The sequence below is a fragment of the Streptomyces sp. NPDC029526 genome (genome assembly GCF_040637405.1).
Taxonomy (GTDB): Bacteria; Actinomycetota; Actinomycetes; order Streptomycetales; family Streptomycetaceae; genus Streptomyces.
The window spans coordinates 1-1,550 of record NZ_JBEZWE010000051.1 but is presented as its reverse complement, the minus strand read 5'-3'; the positions used below and the strand labels follow the sequence as shown (position 1 = coordinate 1,550).

1 protein-coding gene is annotated in these 1,550 nt (G+C 70.1%); it reads left to right on the top strand.

Translation table 11 applies throughout. The features are described from left to right. Window positions 1-264: 264 nt before the first annotated feature. Window positions 265-1,482 (top strand): IS110 family transposase, encoded by a 1,218-nt coding sequence (locus AB0F01_RS31410; RefSeq protein ID WP_266476797.1) that lies wholly within the window; start codon window positions 265-267, stop codon window positions 1,480-1,482. Window positions 1,483-1,550 lie beyond the last annotated feature (68 nt).

The window sequence follows — 1,550 nt, the reverse complement described above, 5'->3', positions numbered from 1 at the left end:
CCCCGTTATGTTTTCCGCGGTCCTGCAAGAGGGCCGCTGGCCTCCGGGCCCGGCATGACTGTGTCCCCCTGTCGATGGGATGACCTGGGGGGTGGTGTCACCGGGCCCGGGAGGTGTTCGTCGGAGACGCTGATGAGAGGTCCGGCCACCGCCCGGTCCGGCGCAATGCCGGACAGCTCGCGGGCGGCAGGTCTGCATAACGTGGATGCGCGCGTACGACACCGAAGCCGAGGCCGGCACCGTCAACACCCTGGGAAGGGCGCGATGTTCGACACCGAAGACGTGGGCGTGTTCCTCGGCCTGGACGTCGGCAAGAGCAGCCATCACGGCCACGGCCTGACCCCGGCCGGGAAGAAGGTCTTCGACAAGCAGCTGCCGAACAGCGAGCCGAAACTGCGGGCCGTCTTCGACAAGCTGACCGCGAAGTTCGGCACCGTGCTGGTGATCGTGGACCAGCCCGCCTCGATCGGCGCCCTCCCGCTGACCGTCGCCCGCGACGCGGGCTGCCAGGTCGCCTACCTGCCCGGACTGGCCATGCGCCGGATCGCCGACCTCTACCCGGGCGAGGCCAAGACCGACGCGAAGGACGCCGCGGTCATCGCCGACGCCGCCCGCACCATGCCGCACACCCTGCGCTCGCTGGAACTGACCGACGAGATCACCGCCGAGCTGACCGTGCTCGTCGGCTTCGACCAGGACCTCGCCGCCGAGGCCACCCGCACGTCCAACCGGATACGCGGCCTGCTCACCCAGTTCCACCCCAGCCTCGAACGCGTCCTCGGCCCCCGCCTCGACCACCAGGCCGTCACCTGGCTCCTGGAGCGCTACGGATCCCCGGCCGCCCTGCGCAAAGCCGGCCGCCGCAGACTTGTCGAACTGATCCGCCCGAAGGCGCCGCGCATGGCCCAGCGGCTGATCGACGACGTCTTCGACGCGCTCGACGAACAGACCGTCGTCGTCCCGGGCACCGGCACCCTCGACATCGTCGTGCCCTCCCTGGCCGCCTCGCTCGCCGCCGTCCACACCCAGCGCCGGGCCCTGGAAGCCCAGATCAACGCCCTGCTGGAGGCCCACCCTCTTTCCCCGGTCCTGACGTCGATGCCCGGCGTCGGCGTCAGGACCGCCGCCGTCCTGCTGGTCACCGTCGGCGACGGCACCAGCTTCCCCACCGCCGCCCACCTCGCCTCCTACGCCGGCCTGGCCCCGACCACGAAGTCGTCGGGCACCTCGATCCACGGCGAACACGCCCCACGGGGCGGAAACCGGCAGCTCAAACGAGCCATGTTCCTGTCCGCCTTCGCCTGCATGAACGCCGATCCCGCCTCCCGCACCTACTACGACAAGCAACGAGCCCGCGGCAAAACCCACACCCAGGCCCTCCTCCGCCTGGCCCGCCAACGCATCAGCGTCCTGTTCGCCATGCTCCGAGACGGCACCTTCTACGAACCCCGAATCCCCGAGGACGTCGAACTCGCCGCATGACCCCCACAAGCCAAACCACCCCAAACCGAACCTGGGCGCCTTGACGGAAGACATAGAGGCACCCCCCC